The sequence below is a fragment of the Synergistaceae bacterium genome (assembly GCA_017443945.1).
Classification (GTDB): Bacteria; Synergistota; Synergistia; order Synergistales; family Aminobacteriaceae; genus JAFUXM01.
The window spans coordinates 1-14,973 of sequence record JAFSXS010000026.1; the positions used below are offsets into that span (position 1 = coordinate 1).

General features: G+C 41.5%; 27 protein-coding genes. 2 read left to right on the top strand and 25 right to left on the bottom strand.

Annotated elements, in window-relative coordinates; all coding sequences use genetic code 11:
• The first annotated feature begins 233 nt into the window (after positions 1-233).
• A complete protein-coding gene (locus IJT21_03040; protein MBQ7577225.1) occupies positions 234-701 on the top strand; it encodes a tyrosine-type recombinase/integrase in 468 nt (155 codons plus the stop codon).
• 210 nt (positions 702-911) lie between these two features.
• On the opposite strand, the gene IJT21_03045 is transcribed toward IJT21_03040, so the two are convergent.
• The 3 genes from IJT21_03045 to IJT21_03055 form a co-directional block, all read right to left on the bottom strand.
• A complete protein-coding gene (locus tag IJT21_03045; protein MBQ7577226.1) occupies positions 912-1,316 on the bottom strand; it encodes a gamma-glutamylcyclotransferase in 405 nt (134 codons plus the stop codon).
• A gap of 95 nt (positions 1,317-1,411) precedes the next feature.
• Complete coding sequence (locus IJT21_03050; protein ID MBQ7577227.1) at positions 1,412-1,744, bottom strand: amidoligase family protein; 333 nt, start codon at positions 1,742-1,744, stop codon at positions 1,412-1,414.
• Between the two features lie 118 nt (positions 1,745-1,862).
• The gene (locus IJT21_03055) at positions 1,863-2,204 is read right to left on the bottom strand and encodes a hypothetical protein (protein ID MBQ7577228.1); all 342 of its coding nucleotides are present in this window, start codon (positions 2,202-2,204) and stop codon (positions 1,863-1,865) included.
• 128 nt (positions 2,205-2,332) lie between these two features.
• On the opposite strand from IJT21_03055, the gene IJT21_03060 reads away from it, so the two are divergent.
• The gene (locus tag IJT21_03060) at positions 2,333-2,710 is read left to right on the top strand and encodes a helix-turn-helix domain-containing protein (protein ID MBQ7577229.1); all 378 of its coding nucleotides are present in this window, start codon (positions 2,333-2,335) and stop codon (positions 2,708-2,710) included.
• Between the two features lie 5 nt (positions 2,711-2,715).
• Here the strand turns inward: IJT21_03060 and IJT21_03065 are convergent, their stop codons facing one another.
• From IJT21_03065 to IJT21_03170, 22 genes are all read right to left on the bottom strand, one after another.
• Positions 2,716-2,970: a hypothetical protein gene (locus IJT21_03065; GenBank protein ID MBQ7577230.1), complete on the bottom strand. Its 255-nt coding sequence runs from the start codon at positions 2,968-2,970 to the stop codon at positions 2,716-2,718.
• A gap of 66 nt (positions 2,971-3,036) precedes the next feature.
• Positions 3,037-3,486 (bottom strand): phage holin family protein, encoded by a 450-nt coding sequence (locus tag IJT21_03070; protein ID MBQ7577231.1) that lies wholly within the window; start codon positions 3,484-3,486, stop codon positions 3,037-3,039.
• Between the two features lie 6 nt (positions 3,487-3,492).
• Positions 3,493-3,867, bottom strand: a complete 375-nt coding sequence (locus tag IJT21_03075) for a hypothetical protein (protein MBQ7577232.1) — start codon at positions 3,865-3,867, stop codon at positions 3,493-3,495.
• 270 nt (positions 3,868-4,137) lie between these two features.
• The gene (locus tag IJT21_03080) at positions 4,138-4,221 is read right to left on the bottom strand and encodes an XkdX family protein (protein MBQ7577233.1); all 84 of its coding nucleotides are present in this window, start codon (positions 4,219-4,221) and stop codon (positions 4,138-4,140) included.
• A 7-nt stretch (positions 4,222-4,228) separates the two neighbouring features.
• Complete coding sequence (locus tag IJT21_03085) at positions 4,229-4,438, bottom strand: hypothetical protein (GenBank protein ID MBQ7577234.1); 210 nt, start codon at positions 4,436-4,438, stop codon at positions 4,229-4,231.
• A 23-nt stretch (positions 4,439-4,461) separates the two neighbouring features.
• Complete coding sequence (locus tag IJT21_03090; protein MBQ7577235.1) at positions 4,462-4,791, bottom strand: hypothetical protein; 330 nt, start codon at positions 4,789-4,791, stop codon at positions 4,462-4,464.
• A gap of 146 nt (positions 4,792-4,937) precedes the next feature.
• On the bottom strand, positions 4,938-5,618 hold the full coding sequence (locus IJT21_03095) for a hypothetical protein (protein MBQ7577236.1): 681 nt from the start codon (positions 5,616-5,618) through the stop codon (positions 4,938-4,940).
• 28 nt (positions 5,619-5,646) lie between these two features.
• Entirely contained in the window at positions 5,647-6,987 is a 1,341-nt protein-coding gene (locus IJT21_03100) for a hypothetical protein (GenBank protein ID MBQ7577237.1), read from the bottom strand.
• 5 nt (positions 6,988-6,992) lie between these two features.
• The gene (locus tag IJT21_03105; protein ID MBQ7577238.1) at positions 6,993-7,256 is read right to left on the bottom strand and encodes a hypothetical protein; all 264 of its coding nucleotides are present in this window, start codon (positions 7,254-7,256) and stop codon (positions 6,993-6,995) included.
• Complete coding sequence (locus IJT21_03110) at positions 7,246-9,825, bottom strand: DUF4815 domain-containing protein (GenBank protein ID MBQ7577239.1); 2,580 nt, start codon at positions 9,823-9,825, stop codon at positions 7,246-7,248. The genes IJT21_03105 and IJT21_03110 overlap by 11 nt, the downstream gene beginning before the upstream one ends.
• Positions 9,765-10,310 (bottom strand): hypothetical protein, encoded by a 546-nt coding sequence (locus IJT21_03115; protein MBQ7577240.1) that lies wholly within the window; start codon positions 10,308-10,310, stop codon positions 9,765-9,767. The genes IJT21_03110 and IJT21_03115 overlap by 61 nt, the downstream gene beginning before the upstream one ends.
• Positions 10,310-10,780: a hypothetical protein gene (locus IJT21_03120; protein MBQ7577241.1), complete on the bottom strand. Its 471-nt coding sequence runs from the start codon at positions 10,778-10,780 to the stop codon at positions 10,310-10,312. The genes IJT21_03115 and IJT21_03120 overlap by 1 nt, the downstream gene beginning before the upstream one ends.
• Positions 10,781-10,877: 97 nt before the next feature.
• Positions 10,878-11,237: a phage tail protein I gene (locus tag IJT21_03125; GenBank protein ID MBQ7577242.1), complete on the bottom strand. Its 360-nt coding sequence runs from the start codon at positions 11,235-11,237 to the stop codon at positions 10,878-10,880.
• An 18-nt stretch (positions 11,238-11,255) separates the two neighbouring features.
• Complete coding sequence (locus tag IJT21_03130; GenBank protein MBQ7577243.1) at positions 11,256-11,771, bottom strand: baseplate J/gp47 family protein; 516 nt, start codon at positions 11,769-11,771, stop codon at positions 11,256-11,258.
• Positions 11,772-12,038: a baseplate J/gp47 family protein gene (locus IJT21_03135; protein ID MBQ7577244.1), complete on the bottom strand. Its 267-nt coding sequence runs from the start codon at positions 12,036-12,038 to the stop codon at positions 11,772-11,774. It abuts the gene before it with no gap.
• Positions 11,977-12,237 (bottom strand): hypothetical protein, encoded by a 261-nt coding sequence (locus IJT21_03140; protein MBQ7577245.1) that lies wholly within the window; start codon positions 12,235-12,237, stop codon positions 11,977-11,979. Before IJT21_03140 ends, IJT21_03135 begins: the two co-directional genes overlap by 62 nt.
• 3 nt (positions 12,238-12,240) lie before the next feature.
• Positions 12,241-12,531 carry a PAAR domain-containing protein gene (locus IJT21_03145; protein MBQ7577246.1) on the bottom strand — a complete coding sequence of 97 codons (291 nt, stop codon included), beginning with the start codon at positions 12,529-12,531 and terminating at the stop codon, positions 12,241-12,243.
• A gap of 146 nt (positions 12,532-12,677) precedes the next feature.
• Positions 12,678-12,914, bottom strand: coding sequence for a DUF3310 domain-containing protein (locus tag IJT21_03150; protein MBQ7577247.1), 237 nt, complete (start codon positions 12,912-12,914; stop codon positions 12,678-12,680).
• Between the two features lie 89 nt (positions 12,915-13,003).
• Entirely contained in the window at positions 13,004-13,210 is a 207-nt protein-coding gene (locus IJT21_03155) for a hypothetical protein (protein ID MBQ7577248.1), read from the bottom strand.
• Entirely contained in the window at positions 13,207-13,443 is a 237-nt protein-coding gene (locus IJT21_03160) for a DUF1653 domain-containing protein (GenBank protein ID MBQ7577249.1), read from the bottom strand. The genes IJT21_03155 and IJT21_03160 overlap by 4 nt, the downstream gene beginning before the upstream one ends.
• An 11-nt stretch (positions 13,444-13,454) precedes the next feature.
• Complete coding sequence (locus tag IJT21_03165) at positions 13,455-13,883, bottom strand: phage baseplate assembly protein V (GenBank protein ID MBQ7577250.1); 429 nt, start codon at positions 13,881-13,883, stop codon at positions 13,455-13,457.
• Between the two features lie 58 nt (positions 13,884-13,941).
• The gene (locus tag IJT21_03170; GenBank protein MBQ7577251.1) at positions 13,942-14,850 is read right to left on the bottom strand and encodes a hypothetical protein; all 909 of its coding nucleotides are present in this window, start codon (positions 14,848-14,850) and stop codon (positions 13,942-13,944) included.
• Between the last annotated feature and the right edge of the window lie 123 nt (positions 14,851-14,973).

Here is a 14,973-nt window from a genome sequence, read left to right on the forward strand (position 1 = left end):
AAAACAGTCCAAGCTCCGCAATTATTTTCAGAAATCGCAAATGAATGGCTCAATGTGCGCATGAAGGACAAAGCAGAAAGTTACGTGAAGACTATTAATTTCGCCTTAACAAGTATATATTACCTGTATTAGGAAACTGGCCGCTCAAAGAAATAACTTCAGGGAATATTTTGCAGTTATGCCGACAAATTGAGGATACCGGCCATGACGAGACAGCTAGGCGAGTTAAAACAGTGATAGGGCAAATTTTCCGTTTTGCAATAGCGGCAGGTTGGACAGATTCCGATCCTTCTTCAGCGTTGCTAGGTGCACTCAAACCGCGACGCAATAAACACTATGCAACAATAACGAATCCGGCAGAAATTGCAATTTTGATGAAAGCAATAAAAGCATATCCTTACACAGTCATGCGTTGCGCAATGTTATTTTCTGTGTATACGGCAGCGCGTCCCGGTGAAATTCGCAGTGCTGAATGGTCAGAAATTCACGAAGATACATGGGATATTCCGCCAGAAAAAATGAAGATGAAGCGTCGCCATATTGTCCCGTTATCTTTGCAAGTAAAATCTATCTTGAACGAGTTGCGCCCGATCACCGGTAAAAGCCGCTGGATATTCCCGTCGCCTAGAGATAATCTACACTGCATGTCAGAAAATGGAGTCAGAGTCTCACTAAGGACTATAGGCTACACGAACGAGTAAATAACCCCTCACGGATTTCGTGCAATGTTTTCGACAATAGCAAACGAAAATGGAATCAATCGCGATGTAATCGAACGACAGCTGGCACACGTTGAGAATAATTCAGTGCGGGGCGCATACAATCACGCAGAATACATGAACGAGTGAATAAAGTTAATGCAATGGGGGCAGATTATCTTGACGGGCTGGAATAAGAAAACGGACTCAATATTACTGAGACCGCCTATCAAACAAAACAAAGTAATAATAATCGCTTGGCAGGGGATTTGCAAATCGAGAATTCACAGCCCTAGAAGTCATTATATAAACCATAGCAGTCAATTCGCCTAAATCTTCACCATCAAGAGACTTGACATGAACTATCAAATTTTTCTTTCGGTAAAAGCGCGGAAATCCCTCATACCTGTCTAAATTTTTCTCATCTTGCGCAGAAATCTTCCAGACAAGCACCGGCGTATCAAAATTTTCATTTTCTTGAATCGTCGCAAACTGCCGAAACAATAACCGCCAGCCGTGTAAAATTCCAGTCCCTACAATTACAGCGTCAGGGGTTCTCTTTTCCATTTGCTCGACTGAAAGATTACTGCCATACGCAATATAATATTTACTTGTCATTCTTAAACGTTCCCTTCTCCAGAATGACGGTTTGTCCTTCAGGAATATTATAATCTATCTCTTGACCATCATCGATAGCATAAACTTCTACGCCGTCAAAATCCTCTTGATGGTGAACTCATAGCTCCTGCCTTGCGTAAAACTCTTAATAAATTTTGCAGTCTCTCGATGTCTTCGTAGTGAAGTATCGGAGTAACAAGTTCGCATTTTTCCGAGTCGTTACCTGCAATGCTTACATCGCGCTGAAATTTCCATTCGCGTCCCTGTGAGTCCCATGCGCTCCAAGTCATGTAGTCATTGCGTGCTGCTGTGTTGTGATAATTTCCAGTTCCGAAAAACTCTGCTGCGAGTTTGGCTGCTTTACGGCGGGTAATGTTGTTCATTTCTACTCTATTTCTACTATGATTGCTTGTTTCTTTATAATTCATGACACTACATTTGCATTTGATAATATTATATTAAATAAATTTATTATATAACTATATTATTATTTTGATTTCTAATATTTAGATAGAAATAATAAACACAAAAATTTTTTGTTATATCTTAAAGAAGTACCGCCGGGATAATCGGAAATTCTTTAGTGTACCAGTCTTGATAAATTGATTTTACTTCAATAATGCCGCTGACCTTAAAACCGCATTTTGTGAACGCCGCCATGTTGATTAATAAATTCGAGCTCTGCGACGAAATCGTGAACTCTCTAACACCTGCATTGCGCAACGTTTCCGCTATTTCTGGGACATCTTTCTCCCAAACTGTAACTGAGCCGTTGAAGTCGAGTAGCTTATTACCTGACTCTTTGCTTTTCTTATAGGCGAAATAAATCGCTCTGTTAATTTCCTTGTTGCCTTCAAAATCTCTAATAAATACTACGTTTCCGTTCATTTTTTACTACTCCTTTGCTTGATTTGATAGTGTTATATTAACTCTAATTAATTATTATACAAGTATATTTTTAATATTTTTATGGTAAAATATGCGTTGTAAAAAATTTAATTAGGAGGCAAAATTTTATGGATATATCCGAATTTGTATCAATAGACGAGGCAGCCGAAATTTTAGGCTATAACAAGAGCAATGTCGGACTTCTTTGCAGACAAGGAAAATTTGACGGGACAATTAGAATAGGTAAACGCTGGCTAATCCCGCGAAAATCAGTCGAGAATTACAAGCCCGGACCTCAGGGTTTTGCGGCAATCTGGGCACGGAGGCACAAAGAAGAGGAATCAGAAATTGAGAACGAAAATTTTGATAATTTGAGCGATGATGATAGGCAACACGAAATCGAAAAGTTATATCAGGAATTGCGAATTGCCGAAGAAAAAAATCTGAATCTCCTCCGGCAAATTGATTTAATGCGTAGAAAACTTCATAAATTGCTGAAAAAATAGCCTGCTTACTTCTCAGCTTTGAGATAATGCCGATTTCCAAATGCGTCAATAGTTGAAACTCGCGCATATTCGGCTGTCTCTCGGTCTGGCGTGAATTTGCTGAAAAGTTTTAATTTGTTCAAGTTCGCCGCCAATTCTTCACCCGTTTTGCTTTCTTCCACTGCGTCGAGAATTTTAATCACGCTGCAATTATCCTTGAAATAAAGTGATGTGAGATTCTCACTTACCCCGTCGGCTGTCATTAATTCGGGATTTCTCATAAATATACACCTCCGCTAAAATTTTTATTGTGTATATTCACTCTGAAATGCTTTTATCGCAAGTCATCAGGCAGCATTTTTTATTTGGTCAGATGCATCTTCTTTTTTGTGAGCATTCTCAAAATGTTTCCATAAAATTTGCGGAATTGGTACACCTAGCGCGTGGGCATTCTCAATTATGCTTTTTCCTTCATTTGCTATATAAAACATGCACACTCCATAACGAATTGCTCCGGGATCGTCCGGAATCATCAAATCTAACAAATGCGCAATCCCGACAAAAGTCAGCATAGTACATTTTCGCATAATTCCCTTAAACCCTATCGAACTTGACAGCGTGCATTCTATCCATGCGACGGATAATCCCGTTATATAATCAACTAATATCATGACAAGCAAAACTTCTAACAGAGTATCGCGTCCCCCGAAAAACCACGCGAGCAAACCGAGCAGGCTGCTTATTATAAAATCAATAGTTGTGTTATCTGTTGCGATTTCTATAAGTTGTTCTTCCATATTGAGCTACCCTCCTACTCCGGCGACATCTGCCATTTCATTAGCACGTCTTATCCAGCCGTTAAGGTGAACTTTTTGATTAGGTTTATTAGCAACTATTTTCTCATAATATTTTTTGCGCTGATTATAAATTGCTCGTGCTAACATTTGAGGTTCACAAGCCTTCAGAGCCGCAAAAGTCTTCGGTCCGAACTTCCCATCAACTATGACACTTTGACCGCAATCAATGACTGCCCTCTGCAGAATACTTGCAAAACCGCCGTGATTAATACAGCAATCAAGACAGCAAAGACAGACCGGCCATTCAAGCTCGCCCCATTTGTATTTATCCCAGAAATTTTTGCGGTAAATTTTTTTGCTTCGTCCTGATTTAATTTGCAAATATCATCATGTTCAACAATTCCGGCCTTGTGAGCTGCTTTAAGTGTCGAGATAATTATTCCGTAGGCAGTAGCCCAGCCCCAATCGTTTTTTGCTGCTCCCTTAACTACAGGCTTCCCGTCAACGATATAGAAATTTCTACCGCCCTCCCATTTTAGAGAGAAATTTATAGAGCGTTCAAATTTTTCTTGTTCATCCATAATATTTTTATCTCCTTATAAATAAAAAAGGGAGTCCACTTAAGAACTCCCCGAAAAAATTTTATTGCTGCTAATATGATTTGCCTGTTATGGTTTGAAATTCCGCCTCAGTAATCCAGCCTTTGACCTGCTCAAATTTTGCGCTCATGTTCATCACCTCATTAATCTAAATCAATCCCGCTCATCATTGAGAAATAAGCGACATCTGACTGCAACTTTGTCATTGCGAGTTTGTCCGCCGGAATATCACGAAGAATAAACCAGTACTCAGAGCCGTGCTGCTGAATCTGTATAAGCTCCATGTTGTTATGCTCGCCGATGAGTCCTGCCTCGTCTGCTTCCTCCGAGCCGGTGATTTTCACGTTAGACAATTTGCCCGCAAAAGTTTCCGGCTTTACTTCTTTATAGCTGATGAAATTATTTCCGTTGATGTCGAGCTCACTGAGTTGCGCTTGAAATTGCCGCCCAGCCAGCTCTTGAAAATATTTTCTATATCGTCGTAAATCATGATGCCCTTATCAAGCAATCTTTTATAGGCTTTGAGTTTCCTGCGTTCACGAGTAATGCTCTTAGAGTTTATCTTGCGAATAACGCGCCCCGTTTTAGTCAGGCTGTATCCGTTCTGCAAATGCCGGTAAAAGCTCGAAAGTTTTACAATTCTTGTTTTGCGCTCATTGATAATCAGCCCGAATTCTTTAGCAATAACTCTAAGGCCGTCCAGCAAATTTTGCAGAGTCTCACGGTCTTCGGCGATCGCTTATTTGCCGTAGCTCTTGATGCCCTTCACAATTTTTGCGAAATTATCAAATCTGTACGGATAAATCAGTCCGATACTTTGTGAGTTCTGATTGCCTATGTCAACGCCCTTATCTAAAAATTTTTCTCCTGTAAGTGTCTAGGATCGGCGTTAAGATTTAACATTTGGTCAACTTTCCCTTCTCGAAATGCTTGTATCTCTTCATCGCTGAATCTGCTGACATCAACGCGAAAAGTTTTGAACATCTCATCTAACAGCCAGAGTGTATATTTAAGCTCATCGGGTTTGGCTTCAAGTTCGCGCGTCAGGAAATGCTCCAAAACCTCGCGGCATTTATCGTGTGGTATATTTGCATAATAGCCGGAAAAATCTCCCAGCAAGATATAACCATCATTATTACCATGCTGAATAAAATAACGGCGCAAATGATTCTCAAAGCGTTTTCTGTGAAAAGCTACGCCTTTGCCCTTTTGCGATGCTCCATTGTCATAAATTAAATATTTACTGAGCGACGGCATAAGAATTTCATCACTGATTATGTGATTGACTGTCTTGTCGGCCATCGTGTTGCTTGTGATAAAACGCGGTTTGCCTCGTTCATTAATAAGAAATTTATTCCCAGCTTCAGGTGTGTACGTGCCTTCCTGTAAATCTTTCTGAATCATTGCCGTATAAAGCAGGTGATTCATCTCGAAAAGCTGTGTTGCATATTTAAACGCACTGCCTCTCATTGCTTTAGTTCCGGCATCATAAATTACGTTAGCGTCAAGAAAAATATTTTTGTTCTTGTCCATAATAAAAAGTTAAACCGCCCTGTAGGATTTACTGATTAATAGATAAGGAAAGCCGGGCGCACACTACCCTAGAATTCGAAGCATTGTTGTAGTTAGCATTATCAGCACCGTTGACAGAGGCAAAACACGCACCACTCACAACGTCTCTTAGCCAATACCACTGGCGGTTGCTAATAAGGTCAGGGCGATGACGGAAAAGATTTAATTGCGTTTTGTCAATATTATAGCGATTATAAATTGTATCTCCGCCATCTTGTGAGCCGGAACTAAAATGTCTTCCGCCGTATACTATTGATTCAGTCATTAATTCAACTGTACTGTTTAGCCATGCTCCGCCGCTCGGTTTGCCGTCTTTCACCGCATTTTGCAAATATGCCCTGTGAGTAAGAATATGATTTGCACCGAATGCCGCTGTGATTAAAGCCTTTGCCCTCGCTAGATTCTTTGTGTACATTTCTGAGCCTACATGTGCACCCTCTGTTATATTTGTTGGATTCATACGCACTGAATATAAACTCGTATCAGGGACAATTACAGCATGATGTGTAGTAAGTTCTGTATCGCCAGCTCTCCAATAATAATCGAGATCGGCAATTCTCCAATTTACTGTCGCCGTTGCTGTAACTGCCTCATAATATCCGGCCTCTGAAATATCATCGCCTACTGTAGGTTGTGTCGCAAGTGCTGTCCCGTTCACATCAGCAAAATATGTCTTGCCGTTCTGCGCCGTCTGGTCTCCTGTCGCAACATAATATGTATATTGCGTCGTCATTGCCCAGTAGTCGCCGTGATATAAATCTTCAAACGTTCCTGCTCGGATTGCTGCTGATTGTGCATCAGTTAATGTGTTACCTAAATTCTTACCGCGATAAAGCGCATTGTGTGCCCCTGCGCTGTGATAGGTCAAAATCTCCGTGCGCCCTAAAAGTGTAGTCAATTCTCCGGCCGCTTTTAAGGAATTTAGCCACTGTGCTTTTGTACCCGTATAACCTTCAGCAACTGCTACATCATATGCACTCGGCCCGACTATTCTCGCTAAATCGTCATCTATATATTTCTCATATTTGCCGGTTAATGCTGCAATGTCCGATGCTAACTGTGCGGGTAAAGTCGACTGGAAATTGCGATCGATTGAATATGTAAGTCCGCTCCCGCTGTTGCCGTAGTAAGGGGCTGCGAGTTCAAGTTCAGTGTCGCTGATTACGCGCAATACTTCACACGCATAAGATGTTCTGTCTACACGAAATGTTGCTCCCGGATTTATTCCTGCTGTTAGAAATTTTGTGCCGCTGCCGTAAACTTTTGTGCTATTTGTTGTAACTGCTACAGTTCCGGCCCGATACCAATTAGTATGTGCTACTTCTGCCATAAAAATTACATCTCCTTTTTGATTTCGCGCAATGACTCTTTTATCTCTGAAATCATTACGTCCATTCGAGTATCAAGAGAATCCTGACGCGATTCTATAGGTAAAATATATTCTTCTGTGATTACCTGTGCACGTTCTTCAAGCTCGCTGAATTCCGCGTTAATTGCCTGTAGTGCCTGCCTTAGCCTCTCTACGTCATCAATTAATTTATTTGCTTTATGAGGCAAAGGCCAGCCCTGTGAAGTCCTCTCGTCATATTTAGGCATCAAGAACCACCGCACTTATTGATTGCACTAAATGCCGCGCTTCTGCACTCCCGCGTAATTCTATTTTCAAGCGTGTTGAGCCTAGATTGCAACTCACAAATCTTTTGCGTTGTATCCAGCCTGAGCCGATTTCTACACTTTCGGACACGTCAACTTTTGAGTAAGAATTCTCGCCGTCCTGTATATAAATATCAATGCTCGAACCATGCGGGGCGTATTCATCTGTTGAAATCATGACCTGTTTATTTTGCCCGCAGGTGAATGCGCGTGATACATAATTGCCCGTTGATTTTAGTTTACTCGTTAATAATTGCGGGTAACGTCCTAGAACTGGCGAATATTTTGCGCTCCCCGATAATTCGGCTTCAAGTTTATATACTCCGTTTAGTGCTGTGTCGAATGAGATAACTTGCCATGCCTGCATTCTTGCAACTTCTGTATTATTTTGCTTGAGAATGAACGTTACATAAGTATCTGAGCTTGTTGTCTCGACTTCAGCCAATGGCATTATATCTGTGACTCCTGTCAAATCGAACGTCCCTAAGTCTAAAGTTTTTGAATTACCCGTGAAATTTGCTGCGAGTAATCTAAATGCTAAATCCGCGTTCTGATGAGCCGTCCACGTTGAAGCATTCGAGCTTGATAATAATACTCCCGTTGAATATGCCTGCGAACGTACCCAACCTTTTGACGAGTCCCAGTCGCCTATTTCAGTTATTCCTACTTCATGATCTGACGTATCAGACAAAATTGTTATTGCGTATTCTGTATCTGAATTCAAGAAAACAGGCGTGTCAAAAATTGCCCTGTTCCAGTTATTAGCGATTAAATTATTCACCTGAATAATCTTTGACGCTAGAGTCTCAGTTGTAGGATAACCGAGTGATACATTTCTTATTTCAACGCGTATATTTGAGCTGCCTTTTTTCGCGAGCCAGAAATCTACTCCGGAAATCAAACGCGACTCACTCAATGTGAAAGTCTGTGCTAACGGGTCATCTTTGTAGCGGTATATACGAGTCTTTATTATAGTCGTCTTCTGGTTTATTCCAGTGAAGTACGCATAACCCTTTGACTCAACACTGCCGATTAATTCGACTAACTTTGTCCCAGCCGGAATATTCGCAGGAATTGTGAACGTTCCTGTAAAATTTCCTGATGAGTCTGCCTTCTTTGTGTCGCAGTTTACTTCTACGCTGTCAAAATAGACTCTTACGCCTTCGCCCGGACCGAATCCTGACGCAGTAACTCTCACTGGTATTTGACGCAAATCATAATATTCTACTTGATTCCTCATTTTATTGAGAGTATCTACAGGAACGCGTTGAATCGCAACGTTCTTAACTTCCGGCAAACCTTCCCATAATTGCGTAACTTCTGCCAAGCATATAGCTTCAGGTGGCGTTGAAGGCACGACGGGCGAATATCTATGAGCAACTCCGCGCACAATTCCTACGGAGCGATCCTTATACATAACAATTAAATCTATTCTCGGCATTCTGTAGGAGTAATCAACTTCAATTAGCGAATCTTTAACAGCTCCGGAAATAGTGATTTGCTTTGTATCTGAAGAATCTGCACTTACACTGACTCTGTGCCTGTAAGTTACAGAATATGTAGAAAACGGTGCGGGCTCTTCTCCGGGCAAATTCCAGCTTATACGGTCGGACGCAAAATAAAAATCTGTCTTCTCTTGAAATACTAAGCTCCCCTGATGAACGTCTACAATCTCAAATACTGATGTGTCGGGTAATTCATCCGTACAGCCTGTATAACCGCCGTGAGTCAATGTTACAGTCCGTTCCTTAGTAATTAAAATCTGCTTTAATACTTCAATCGGGGTATGACTCGCTGAAATTGTTGCAGTCCCGCCGGTCTCAGTTTTAAAAACGTGAACTTCTGATTTTATATCTGCTAAGTCAGGTGCTTCATCAGTTACTAGTCTGACCGAGTGAGATATTACAGACTCATAGCCGTTAATATGTGCCTCGCCTTCAGAAATGCTATAAACCTGTTTGCCTGTGATATTGCTTTCAAGTGCTGTTACTCGCAAGCCCTCGACTACATAATGCCCGTGAGCGTGGTCGTCATAGCGTGCTAATGAGTCAAGATATTCGGGGTTCACTTTCTCGTGTAATTGAGTAACTATTTCGCTGTCACTGACTCCATAAACTGGGAAGAATGGGACTCCTTCATTGTCGGTACTTAATCCCCATTCAGCTGTCGTTACTATTCTATAACCGCCGGGCATGTGATATTGAGGCGTGCCCTTTGCCGGGTCAAAAAGTGTATTGTCTTCAAATTCAGTAACTGATTTAGATTTTTTCCAGATACCTATTTGCACTGTTGCTGTGTCAGGTATTGCCAGAGCCGCCGCCTCGACATGATAAACGAGTCCGTCAAGAAATATGCGCCCTTCTGTGAGATTTGCTCTTTTCTGCTCAGAATCGAACGAAATCGCGCAGCCCTCTATGATTGTCCCGTCAGCGTATAAAGCATTACCGAGCGATTTTATTTTCTCGTCAAAAATGTGCTGTATCTCGTTAATCTCCGGTGATTGCATAGCTCGCATATTGTCAAAATTGTTCCGTAGCTCCCTTTTTTGTTAGGAGTAAATGTGTCTGCTGTCTCTAAATGTTCAAGCAAAATTAATGTGCCGGGCTTTGCTATCTGTTCAGGCGTTAAGAAAGTCTGATTTGCGGGGATTACTGATTTTGCCTCAGTATCAATAAAGACTCTCACTTCACGAATTGACTCCGCGATCCCTTCTCCGTAATCAAACATGAAATGCAAATATACTTGTCTCGTAGGTGTCTCTGAATAAGTATATCTGCGTCCGCCGGGCATATCTATTTCGCCGTCATCGTCTTCATTCACGAAAAATGAGCGTGTTAATTTCTTGCGTCCGATTTCGCTGATTAGACTCGTTGCCTCATAGTCAGGTGATTCGGGAACAGTCCCCCAGTCCTTAGAACCTGCACCGATTGCAAGATGTATAGGCCTTGATAGAAGATATTGCGCTAAAGCCGTTCGAGCTGAATAAGTTAATACTGCCATTATATAACCTCCTGATATTCATTCCACGAGCCGACTTCCCACGTGCAGGTCTGCCCGGTTGTTGTGTTCCATGTGTCGCTGAATTCCCAAGTTTTATGTGCGCTCCATTTTGGCAGAGGCGCGTCATATTTTCCGCGTTCTTGTGAGTCCCATTTGTCCGAATCCCAATAAATATATTTCTCTTCACGTTTTGAGTTCCATTCGAGCGAGGCTGTGAAATCGCTTTGTGTGAAGACTTTCACGGGCATCTCGTCAAGATAATCTATCCATGTGTAATGCTCCGGCCACGTTAAATAATCCCAGTGAGGAATCAAATCGCAAATAATTCCCCTGACTTGGGATGGCGCAAAAATAGGTTCTCCTAAATCGATTACTCCGAAAAGTCCGCGCTCTGAAATTTGCCCGAATGAACGCGAAAAACTGCTAGCATACTCCCAGCGTGAAGAGTCCCATAAACTGGGATATAACAAAGCCGACTCCCCCTCGCCCCATTCAAGCGAACAGATAATACCAGTCTCTGAACAAGGCCCGACGCTCAAATATCTGACTGGCACGCAATCCCATTCGTCAAAATAGGAATGGGCCTTTAATCGTAGGGACAAATCCTAACTTTTCAAGCGCGGTTTTTATTGCTGACTTTGTGCCTTTTTTCCTGTGCCAGCTGATAGACTCCTTCACTAATTGACGTTTTACATCTAGTGATAAATCAGGTTCATAAAAATCTACGTGCCATTGCCAAGCAAGCAAATCTATAACATTTTCGGGCAGTTCATCAATTCTCGAAATAATAAAAGCCTCCCTTATATTGCGGGAGACTTCCTGAAATTCGGGATCTGCTGCTGTGATTATTGCCTTGACGTTTTTGTCCTGAGCTATTGAACTTGGGATTATGTCTTGTAGTGAAATATCTCTCAGTTCTCTAGCCATCTTCAAGACCTCCAAATATTATATTATATTTATGCTTGAAGTTATTGCGAGTTCAGATTTAGCTAAAATCTTGAATTCAGGCGAAATAATTTCAGTGCGTTTTGCTCCGGCTGCTATCATTCTGTGATTTAGTTCGCTGGGATTCAAATCCCGTCCAAGTTTTGAACGCTGCCACGTCAGCCAGTAATTTATTGATTGTTCTACAGCTGATTGAAGCTCGCTCGATTGAGTCGCTTTTGACCTGTCAATAAAATATTTAACATTCAGGGCAAATTCTGCAACTTTCGGCGAATGAACAGAAACGCAGTCAGTCAATGGTCTCACGTCATCGGCATTACATTTTTCAAGAACTAGCGCAAGGACTTCATCAGAGGGCAATTCTCCGCCCTTCATTAATGGGTAAAGCTCGACATATCCCGGCTCAATATCAGGCGGCCCTATTACTGCAACGTCAATAATATCCTGATGTGCACTTCTCGCGTAATATTCATAAGCTCCATAAGGTCCTGCAACGCTGAAACTTTCAACTGCGATTTATATACGTTCTCTAAAATTTTCGTCTGACTCTATGTTGCTCCCTCCATAGGACTCGCTAAGATTTTCAACTGTGCATTCGGCTGTAATAGTAATTTCTTGCTGGCCTGCTGGGATTTCTCCCGCCTCAACTGTAGCGAATAAAATATTACTGCCCGGAGTTGCCCGCGTGCCTTCAGGAATTATTATATTTTCGTCCTGTATTTCAGAGAGCGTAAATTTTAGAGTCGTCATTGCCTTTGCTGCTTCGAGTCTTGTAACTCCCAATAACGCGCCTATGTCCTGCGTCAAGTTTTATAGCTAGGCTTGCACTTACTGGAGAAAGTCCGGTGAACTCTAATAAACCTTTGCGTCCGTGTATAGCATGTTCAGAATATTTTGCGCTGCGTTGTATCTGGTAATCTCGGAAAGTCCGCACCTTTTCGTCTGAGACCTCAAAGACTACTCCGCCAAATGAGCCTATCATTTATTAATCACCTGCAAATACGTTAGGGCTGCTGGTTGCAACATTTGAGCCGCAAGAAACAGGAGCGCCTATTCTACCCGCCTGCTTCTTATTCACAAAAACGCTCTTACTTCCTGACGCTAATACTCCGCCGTGACATTCAGGAATTGAATTACAGTGAACAGCCCATGAGTCGCCCTGTCTGTGCCAGCCTCTTGAATTCACAAATACATTCGGGCTTGCTTGAATATTTTCACGCGGAGGCCAGTCTGCATGACCTGTACAAATATCATTCAGTCTTGCTGCGGGCGGCATTTTGTGCTTCACCTCGCAGAAATCTTGTAGTATAGTCAAGCCATTGATTTAATACATATAGTGTGTAACTATATTGTCGCTTTATTAATTTATAAATATGAAAATTTATCGCGATAATTATCACCGCAAATATAAATAATATTAAATCACGCATTGTGTGCACTCTTCTCTCGTAAAAATTCCCGATCAAGATACCATTTTGCTTTTGTCAGAGCTGTTAATCTGTCCTCGCCCTGTTTGAGTCCTGCACGGGTTATGTATTTTATGACGTTACCGAGATTGAAATTTAAGCTATTAGCCTCGATAAAGTCTATTGCCTCAATTCCGCCTGCCTTGTAATAATCAGGATGATTTATTTGGACTGATGATTTACTTTCATTAATACTTGGAGGTAGTGGAGGGGAGGAGGTGGAGTTTCAGGCTTTCTTTGTTCCCATCTGGAGTATTTACCAATCATTATTATTCCCCCCTATTAACCGCACGCACTCCACGCACAATAACTACATTTAACACAGCCTGACTCATGAATCAGAGTCTTACTTCCGCAATTAGGGCATGTATCACCGTGAATATCAGGTTCAGGCAGTAAACAAATCTCTGTATTTCTAGACTTATAATCCGGCGGTCTCATTTTAGGAAATCTTTTATAAGTCATTTCTAAGCGTTCTTCATGTGTCATGATTTATCGTCCTCACTCAGCTCAAAACGTGCAACATATTGCGGAATCGTTACTGTATCAAGCCATTCACTGGCACGTCTAACAAAATATTCGTTAATTTCATTATGATAAACAATAACAACAAAGCCTAAATCAATATCTGTTGCTATATTATCAACTGTATAAATTCCGCCTTTATAGTGTCGATATTTGCCGCCTATTTTTATAAGTTGCCTTGCTTCATAAAGTGTCATTTTTCTAGCTCCTAATTTAAATCAATTCTTGTTGCTGTAAATTTAATATTTCCGTCGGCGTGTATCTCAATATCTCCGACACAGTTTATTTGCATTTTGTGATTCTTGCGGTCATAAATTATCTCTGTGCCGTCGTCATAAGTTGTTTTGCGAATGTCAACATCTCCGGCGGGGGGCTTGTTTGTGTCGTCATAGACTGAACAAAGCACGACTCCCGTTTCTAAGCCGTTGCCCATCATATTGCAATAAACGTGTTCGCCGATATCCAAATGTGCCTCATCGCGGTTCTTCTTTGAGTTCGATACAGCGACAGGAATCCACGCCGAGATTAAATTATCTTTATCAGGAAATTGAATCCTTGCCATATGTCTTTTTGCGTCATACGCCGAGACATAACCAAATCGCCCATGTGCGCCCTGTTCTGTGTTTTCGCTGGGCATGTTATCAGCCCCTTCTGTAGACATCAGTCCCAGTATAAACAAGCGGTTTATTTGTCCGTTACCCTGATTTGCGGCTGCCTTTCTTGCCTGATTTCTTGCTGCGTGATTCTTTCTTTGACTCGCCGCCCATGTTTAAATCTAGCTTAGTCGTATAAGAATCCCCAACACTATGAGTTGCTTTCTCAATAACATAATTGCCGTCAAAATTTCCAAATCCTGAAATAGTTATATTGCTAGCTCCGACAAATCTTAAATCTCCCATGAGAGTAATATTTGCGCTGATTTCTCTCTTGTTAGCGTCTCTAAGCCTTTTATCTGCGATTCTTTTCGCATCATCTTGATTATCGGCCTTCTGATTAATTTCGAGCATTCGGCCTGTACCTTCTGCCCTGTAAACGTCATCGCCCTCATATACCAGAGTCTTATTTTTCACAGGATCATGATATTGTAATTTTGCGCCTTTATAAGTCCCATTTGTCTTTGTTGAGAAGCTCCATTTTAGCAATTTCTTATCACCGAATGAAAGCTCCCCGACTGGCTCACGTGATTCGTATTCTTCTTCGTCATAGCAAACAAGCTGTGTATCAGTAACCTTTACCGCGATTCCATAATCACGGGCAAGACCTGAAAGAAATTCTAAATCTGAGACTTCCACCTGATCACGCCTCTCAAATTTAGGATCATCGGGACAATCCCAGAAAAGAGTCAGCCCGTTTTTATTTGCAACATCGCCCACAATCGTCGATAAATTTGTATTCTCCCATGCTTTAGTGTGTTTCTCTTGTCTCATGGGCTTAGACACGAGAGTCGACACTGCTTTAATACTTACTTGATTCGGAGGTCCGGAGCATTCTATCTGGTCAACTTCAAACGTGCCGCAGGGAAGGGACTCCGTTTTGCTGCTCTCGTCCCAGTCATGAATAACTATGCTTGCTTTTATTGTATCTCCCTTAGACGGTGTCGTCATAATATATAAAGCCACATAAACATTGCACATATCTGAACTGAAGCTATGAATGACGATGATTTTTTAGCGTAACGGGTTGCAATGCCTCGCCACTGTTTTAATTTCAAAAACGTATTTTCTACA

Excerpts from the sequence above, each read along its gene's own strand:
- IJT21_03045 (MBQ7577226.1), bottom strand. The coding sequence starts at position 1,316 with ATGACAAGTAAATATTATATTGCGTATGGCAGTAATCTTTCAGTCGAG.
- IJT21_03050 (MBQ7577227.1), bottom strand. The coding sequence starts at position 1,744 with ATGAATTATAAAGAAACAAGCAATCATAGTAGAAATAGAGTAGAAATG.
- IJT21_03055 (MBQ7577228.1), bottom strand. The coding sequence starts at position 2,204 with ATGAACGGAAACGTAGTATTTATTAGAGATTTTGAAGGCAACAAGGAA.
- IJT21_03060 (MBQ7577229.1), top strand. The coding sequence starts at position 2,333 with ATGGATATATCCGAATTTGTATCAATAGACGAGGCAGCCGAAATTTTA.
- IJT21_03065 (MBQ7577230.1), bottom strand. The coding sequence starts at position 2,970 with ATGAGAAATCCCGAATTAATGACAGCCGACGGGGTAAGTGAGAATCTC.
- IJT21_03070 (MBQ7577231.1), bottom strand. The coding sequence starts at position 3,486 with ATGGAAGAACAACTTATAGAAATCGCAACAGATAACACAACTATTGAT.
- IJT21_03080 (MBQ7577233.1), bottom strand. The coding sequence starts at position 4,221 with ATGAACATGAGCGCAAAATTTGAGCAGGTCAAAGGCTGGATTACTGAG.
- IJT21_03095 (MBQ7577236.1), bottom strand. The coding sequence starts at position 5,618 with ATGGACAAGAACAAAAATATTTTTCTTGACGCTAACGTAATTTATGAT.
- IJT21_03100 (MBQ7577237.1), bottom strand. The coding sequence starts at position 6,987 with ATGGCAGAAGTAGCACATACTAATTGGTATCGGGCCGGAACTGTAGCA.
- IJT21_03110 (MBQ7577239.1), bottom strand. The coding sequence starts at position 9,825 with ATGCGAGCTATGCAATCACCGGAGATTAACGAGATACAGCACATTTTT.
- IJT21_03115 (MBQ7577240.1), bottom strand. The coding sequence starts at position 10,310 with ATGGCAGTATTAACTTATTCAGCTCGAACGGCTTTAGCGCAATATCTT.
- IJT21_03125 (MBQ7577242.1), bottom strand. The coding sequence starts at position 11,237 with ATGGCTAGAGAACTGAGAGATATTTCACTACAAGACATAATCCCAAGT.
- IJT21_03140 (MBQ7577245.1), bottom strand. The coding sequence starts at position 12,237 with ATGATAGGCTCATTTGGCGGAGTAGTCTTTGAGGTCTCAGACGAAAAG.
- IJT21_03145 (MBQ7577246.1), bottom strand. The coding sequence starts at position 12,531 with ATGCCGCCCGCAGCAAGACTGAATGATATTTGTACAGGTCATGCAGAC.
- IJT21_03155 (MBQ7577248.1), bottom strand. The coding sequence starts at position 13,210 with ATGACACATGAAGAACGCTTAGAAATGACTTATAAAAGATTTCCTAAA.
- IJT21_03160 (MBQ7577249.1), bottom strand. The coding sequence starts at position 13,443 with ATGACACTTTATGAAGCAAGGCAACTTATAAAAATAGGCGGCAAATAT.
- IJT21_03165 (MBQ7577250.1), bottom strand. The coding sequence starts at position 13,883 with ATGCCCAGCGAAAACACAGAACAGGGCGCACATGGGCGATTTGGTTAT.
- IJT21_03170 (MBQ7577251.1), bottom strand. The coding sequence starts at position 14,850 with ATGACGACACCGTCTAAGGGAGATACAATAAAAGCAAGCATAGTTATT.